A 6,329-nucleotide genomic window follows, 5' to 3' on the forward strand; every position below is an offset into this window, starting at 1 on the left:
AGCATCCAGAGGACGCTGAAGGCGTTTTTGCTTGTAGGCTTGAATAACGCCTAAAAGTAGGCATACGGGACATAAACACAAAGAGATGCAGCTTCATATGATGAAGAGTATAGCCTGAGTAAAGGATGCGCGTAGGAGGAAATAGGAGTCGTGGGAGGGATTGCAAATGGCGTTGTATCACAATATCCACGCACTAATTGGCAATACGCCGCTAGTTGAGCTTACAGGTTTTGCGCTGCCGGAAGGTGTAACGCTTTATGCGAAGCTTGAGTATAAAAATCCGGGAGGAAGCGTCAAGGATCGGCTTGGTGTCGAGCTGTTGAATGCCGCGTTCGCAAACGGACAGCTGAAGCCCGGAGGAACCGTTATCGAAGCGACAGCAGGCAATACGGGAATAGGTCTGGCATTGGCGGCGATCGGACGGGGAGTATCGACGATCTTTGTTGTCCCCCATAAATTCAGCATAGAGAAGCAGCAATTGATGAGGGCGCTTGGCGCACAAGTTGTAAATACGCCAACAGAGCTTGGCATAGCGGGCGCGGTGCAGAAGGCGGAAGAGCTGATGAAGGAAATACCCGGTTCCTATTCGCCAAGGCAGTTTTCTAATGCAGCAAATCCGTTAACCTATTACAAAACGTTAGGCCCCGAGTTATGGCATGATTTGAATGGTACGGTTGATGTGTTTGTTGCCGGAGCGGGAACGGGGGGCACCTTCATGGGAACAGCGCAGTATTTGAAGGAGCAGAGCCCAAAGGTGAAGACGGTTATTGTTGAGCCGGAAGGCTCCATACTTGGCGGCGGAGCACTAGGGCCGCATAGGATAGAGGGAATTGGCGTGGAGAAGCTGGCTCCATTTATGGATAGCAGCTATTTCGATGCCATTCATACGATAAAGGATGAGGATGCTTTTGCAAGGGTGAAGGAGCTGGCGCAGCTCGAAGGAATGCTTGTCGGCAGCTCATCGGGCGCCGCTCTGCATGCTGCGCTGCTTGAAGCGGAAGCAGCTGCGCCCGGCAGCCGAATCGTTACTATTTTTCCAGATGGCAGTGAGAGGTACTTAAGCAAACAGATTTACAACGGAGGTGCTTAAGCTGAGGCGAAAAACAAAGCTCATTCATGGAGGCAGCCCTTTTGACCCTTTTACAGGTGCAGTCAGTGTTCCCATTTACCAAGTGAGCACCTATAAACAGGACGACATCGGCGTTCATAAAGGCTATGAATACTCACGTACGGGCAATCCAACGCGTCATGCACTGGAGCAGTATATTGCTGATTTAGAGGAAGGTGCAAGAGGTTTTGCTTTTAGCTCAGGCATGGCAGCAATTAACGCTGTGTTTTCGTTGCTGAGCGCTGGCGATCATATTATTTTGACGGATGATGTGTACGGGGGGACGTATCGAATTGTGACGAAGGTGCTGAGCCGACTGGGGATTGAAGCGACCTTTGCGGATACGACGAGCCTAGAAGATATGGAGAAGGCGCTTCAGCCGAATACAAAAGCATTGTTTGTGGAAACGCCGACGAATCCGCTGCTTAAAGTAACGGACATTGCAGGTGTAGCCGCTTGGGCCAAAGCAAGGCAGCTGCTATTCATTGTGGACAATACGTTCAGCACGCCATATTGGCAAACCCCGATAACACTAGGCGCTGATATCGTGCTGCATTCCGCTACCAAATATATTGGCGGGCATAGCGATGTTGTCGCTGGTCTTGCTGTTGTGAGCAACGATAAGCTGGGGGAAGAGCTGCATTTTGTGCAAAATGCGACGGGAGGCGTGCTTGGCCCTCAGGATTCGTGGCTGCTCATCCGCGGGTTGAAGACACTTGGCCTGCGCATGGAAGCTCATGAAGAGAATGCTGAGGCAATCGTCGCTTATTTATCGCGTTTGGAAACCATTCAAAACATCTATTACCCGGGGCTGCTGAGCCATCCGCAGCATGAGCTTGCGAAGAGGCAGGCACGCGGCTTTGGCGGCATTATATCATTTGACGTAGGCAGCGCGGAGAAAGCGTCTGCGATGATCAAAAAGTTGAAATATTTTACGCTTGCCGAGAGTTTAGGTGCTGTAGAGAGTCTTATTTCCGTTCCCGCGAGAATGACGCATGCATCTATACCAAGCGAGCGGCGGAAGCAGCTTGGCATTACGGATGGTTTAGTGCGAATATCAGTCGGGATTGAAGATAGCGAGGATTTGCTTGAAGATCTGGAGCAGAGTCTTAAGTCATAAAAAATTAGCCATATGCAACTTATATTCATCTTTGTTCGTTAGTTTGGGTACGCACCAAATGACTAACAACAAAGGATGGTAGACAAATGGCCTTTAAACAATTGTTAAATAAAAACCTCATGATAGCATCTCTTTCGTCCGCTTTATTTCTTAGTGCAGCAGCTAGCGGAGCAACCGCTTATGGCGCTTCAGCCGTTTCACCTGCTCCTCTTCAATTTCAAATAGGAAGCACCAAATCGATTGATTACCGCGGTGAGCATAAGCTTGCGGTGGCGCCTTATTTACAGAACGGCATTGCGATGGTTCCTGTCAGAGCGCTGGCTGAGGGATTGCAAGCAAACATTCAATTGGATGCAGCAGCGAAACAAATTATTTTAACCCGTGCTGGACTTGCGGTGACTCTCACTCAGAATAGCGATGCGGTAGTTGGGAGCTTCATTAAGAACGTGAAGCTGCCTGCCAAAGTTGTTATTATTAAAGGCACGACCTTCATACCAGCAAAAATGGTAGCACAGCTGTTAGGAGCAAAAACGAGCTGGGACGCGAAGCAGAAGAAAGTTACCGTGCAAACGAGTGAGGCTGCGCTATCGCTCCATTATAACTTTGACCAGGGCGAGGAAGGCTGGAAGGGAGCTTTTGCCGATCTGCCAGTAGACTACAATCCGGATATTTACGAGCTGCAATATGCTAGAGAACTGCTTCCTCTTGCGAATAACAAGACCAATTACGCACTGAAGCTTAAAGGGATGAATCGCAGCGATGATTTGTTTATGTTCGCGACGAAGAAGATCGAAGGGCTGAAGCCAAATACGGTATATCAAGCATCATTATCCTTTAAGCTGTATAGCGATCAATCTGGCGGGATGATGGGGGTTGGCGGCGCTCCTGGAGAGGCTGTCAGCATTAAAGCAGGCTTTGTAAGCAAGGAGCCTCAAGCTGTCAAAGTTGATAGCGGTGGCGATCATTACTATCGAATGAATTTGGATAAAGGCAATCAGAAGACCGAAGGCAAAGATATGAAGATCGTTGGAAACATGGTGCAGCCGGATGATTCGCTGAAAGGCTTTCAGCCAGTCGCCATGGATTATACGGCAACATTGCAAACCAACGAGAAGGGTGAGCTTTATGTCATTGTGGGCAGCGACTCCGGCTATGAGGGTCTGACAACTTTGTACCTTGATGACATGAAAATTGAGCTTTCGCCAAAGGGCTAATCATAACATTGCATAACATTGAAAAAAAGCGATTTCTTAATGGTTTTTAACTATTAAGCATCGCTTTTTTTTATTTTAGGATTGATTTGGTGCAAATTTCGAACGAAGGAATGTCGCTTTTTGGGGTCTCGACGCTAATTTTGGAGATTATTGTAGATAATAAGTGATTTTTAATGAATTTGGGAAGGAATATGCCAGGTTAAACTAGAATATTGGATAATGTCCAACAAAATGGAAGCTAGCTGTCCTGGAAAGGTTAATTGGTATACCATATGATAAATAACGATTTAATCATAGAATCACATCGAAAATGCGAGCGGTATGGACTTAATCGTGATGAACTGCCTATATTTACCCAGCGGTTTACGGATGCGGAGCTTAAAGCTCAGCAGGGCCATTATAAAGAAACGATTGAAGTTATCAGCGTGTTTGTTGAAAAATTTTTATCGACCGTTGCAGATGACCCTTTTTTCCTTGCCATATCAGACAATGAGGGGTATATCCTTGAGTTCAGAGGCAATGCTTCTATTATTAATCAGGTGCGCCAGCTAGGTATTGTTGAAGGCGTGCGATACTGTGAAGAGATCGGTACGAGCTCGGTTGATCTATGTTTGCGTGAACAGCTGCCTATTCAGCTCGTAGGCGAAGATCATTATCAGAAAGTACTACATCAGCTAGCTTGTTATACAGCTCCTTTTTTTATGGAGGACAGCGGTCAGCTGCTTGGTTCGATTTCGATCATGACAGAAATTCAGTTTGCCCATCCTCATTTGCTTGCACTTTTATGCACAATCGTTGATTCTATCGAGCGAGAGCTGCTGCTCCGTAAACACAATACACAGCTTCAAATCTTAAATCAGGTTCTTCTGGAAACGGATTATTATGGTGTCATTATTGCCGATGCGCAGGGTGCAATTGTAGAAATAAACAAATACTGCGCTGCGATATTGAACAATTCGGATCATGAAAAAAATGGCTGCTTAGGCACAAGTGTATTTGAAGTCGGCATCATTGGTACTTATTTTGAACGTGTTATGAAACGCAGTGAGTCCTGTGTAGGGATTGAGCTATCTATTCTGGTTGAAGAGAAGCTGCGCTACTACATGCTGGATGTGGTTCCTATCTACGACAGCGAGCGCCAGCTTACGCGGGTTGTCGGCAGCTTGCGGGATATTACGGAAATGAAGATCGCGGAAGAACTGCTTCGCAATAGTGAGAAGCTTGTGTTTGCAGGCCAGCTAGCCGTCAGCATCGCGCATGAGATTCGAAACCCTATGACTACAGTAAAAGGCATGCTTCAATTGTCCAGCAAAACGACGAATCCCCATCACTATAACTTGATGATGTCAGAGCTGGAGCGGATGAATGCGATTGTGGGCGAATATTTAATATTGGGAAGGCCGCAAGCGATTCAGTATAAAGAAGAAGATTGTGATGTTATTTTACAAGAGGTCATATCGGTGTTCGAGCTTCAATTTGAGATGAACGGCATTCAAATACGGAGCGCAAAAGTAGGCGAGACAAAAATTCTATGCGACCGTGATCAAGTCAAACAGGTATTTCTAAATATTTTAAAAAATTGCATGGAAGCTCTGCCCTTCGGCGGAGAAGTTAACATTAAGCTCGATGTGGTTGACAATTATCAACGCATTCAATTTATCGATAACGGCGTAGGTATGACGGATGAAGTGATGCGGCGTATTGGACAACCGTTCCATACGACAAGACGGGACGGGAACGGCTTAGGCATGATGATTGTAGATAAAATAGTATCGTCGCATGGGGGACGATTATCGTTGTCCAGCGAGCTTGGTGTAGGTACTATTGTTGAGGTATGGCTCCCTACTGTATAAAGATGACGAATCATAGATGGAAGCGCGTTTCGGATGCCGAGACGCGCTTTTTTGCTGTGCTTTACTTACTTGATAGCTGCTATTTGCGCGTCGACTTTAGCTATAATGCTCATCGTCTGCTGCTCATAGTTGTATGTTTTTTGTTTCTGCTCGTTAATTTGCTTTGTGTAAGCGAGCATGCGAGTAAAAGAGCTTGAGGTTGCTGTTGAATCGCCTTTTTTCAACACTTGATTCAAAATGGATGTCTCCGTCGTGAACTGTTTCTTTATACTGCTGATGGTGCTCTTGGATGCTTTGATTTTCACCTTAAGCGGGTCGATGCCGCTCAGCAGCTCTCGCAAATCTTTAATCGTTTTGGCGGTGCTCGCTTTGGCTGTTCTAAGCGCCGTTTCTTTGCTGCGTATATCTAGCTTGGCGAGCTGAACGGCAGCTTTAGTTGTTTCGACCTGCGGCTTCAGCGCATTCGTAAGCCATTTATCTTTGAACGATTTGGCGAGGCTCAGCTGTTGATTCAAGGAATCATAAAGGTTGAATAGGGCTTCGTATTTCTTTTTGGTTTGCACGACAGCTGCCTCTAGCTGAACCAGCTTCTCCGCACCAACTTCCTTAATCCGCTTGCGAGTAGCGAGAACGGTCTCCTCGTTTTGGTAATGGAGCTTGTCTATCCGCACATCCCAATCAAGGGTCAGCTTCTGAATTTCTTGCAATTCCGTGTATTGAGACGTTAACTTGGCAGAGGTACCTTTATCCGCGGTTCCTTTCATTTTGTCAAAAGCTGTTTTGGCAGTAACGCTGAATTCAAACGGTGCGGCAGCAATAGTAGCTGGACTGAGAAACGCAAGCAAGAGCGCAAACAAAACTACAGTTAATTTGGAAGCAGATGGCATGATCGATAAAACCTCCTTTGGTTTTGGGCAAACAACGCAAAAAAAGCACCTGCAAGATAGGCGGTATACGCCTTCTCTTACGGGTGCTTCCATCGTAAGCCGTGCTTATTTTTTTAATTTTTATAAATATACAGGATCATTCAAGCC

The 6,329-nt window shown here is 46.3% G+C and carries 5 protein-coding genes; 4 read left to right on the forward strand and 1 reads right to left on the reverse strand.

The window, feature by feature from the left end; genetic code table 11:
* The first annotated feature begins 166 nt into the window (after positions 1 to 166).
* From AC1DSE_RS27990 to AC1DSE_RS28005, 4 genes are all read left to right on the forward strand, one after another.
* Positions 167 to 1,090 (forward strand): PLP-dependent cysteine synthase family protein, encoded by a 924-nt coding sequence (locus AC1DSE_RS27990; RefSeq protein WP_441910624.1) that lies wholly within the window; start codon positions 167 to 169, stop codon positions 1,088 to 1,090.
* A 1-nt stretch (position 1,091) separates the two neighbouring features.
* Positions 1,092 to 2,228, forward strand: coding sequence for a bifunctional cystathionine gamma-lyase/homocysteine desulfhydrase (locus AC1DSE_RS27995; RefSeq protein ID WP_477510787.1), 1,137 nt, complete (start codon positions 1,092 to 1,094; stop codon positions 2,226 to 2,228).
* Between the two features lie 86 nt (positions 2,229 to 2,314).
* Positions 2,315 to 3,442, forward strand: a complete 1,128-nt coding sequence (locus AC1DSE_RS28000) for a copper amine oxidase N-terminal domain-containing protein (protein WP_477510741.1) — start codon at positions 2,315 to 2,317, stop codon at positions 3,440 to 3,442.
* A 272-nt stretch (positions 3,443 to 3,714) separates the two neighbouring features.
* Positions 3,715 to 5,295 (forward strand): ATP-binding protein, encoded by a 1,581-nt coding sequence (locus AC1DSE_RS28005; protein WP_430055866.1) that lies wholly within the window; start codon positions 3,715 to 3,717, stop codon positions 5,293 to 5,295.
* Positions 5,296 to 5,360: 65 nt separating this feature from the next.
* Here AC1DSE_RS28005 and AC1DSE_RS28010 read toward each other — a convergent pair whose 3' ends face one another.
* A complete protein-coding gene (locus tag AC1DSE_RS28010) occupies positions 5,361 to 6,182 on the reverse strand; it encodes a hypothetical protein (protein WP_076268540.1) in 822 nt (273 codons plus the stop codon).
* Between the last annotated feature and the right edge of the window lie 147 nt (positions 6,183 to 6,329).

Source organism: Paenibacillus sp. 01L418, assembly GCF_056400045.1.

What these genes read in the sequence shown, in the direction of transcription:
- AC1DSE_RS27990 (WP_441910624.1), top strand. Translation starts at nt 167, where the DNA reads ATGGCGTTGTATCACAATATCCACGCACTAATTGGCAATACGCCGCTA.
- AC1DSE_RS28000 (WP_477510741.1), top strand. Translation starts at nt 2,315, where the DNA reads ATGGCCTTTAAACAATTGTTAAATAAAAACCTCATGATAGCATCTCTT.
- AC1DSE_RS28005 (WP_430055866.1), top strand. Translation starts at nt 3,715, where the DNA reads ATGATAAATAACGATTTAATCATAGAATCACATCGAAAATGCGAGCGG.
- AC1DSE_RS28010 (WP_076268540.1), bottom strand. Translation starts at nt 6,182, where the DNA reads ATGCCATCTGCTTCCAAATTAACTGTAGTTTTGTTTGCGCTCTTGCTT.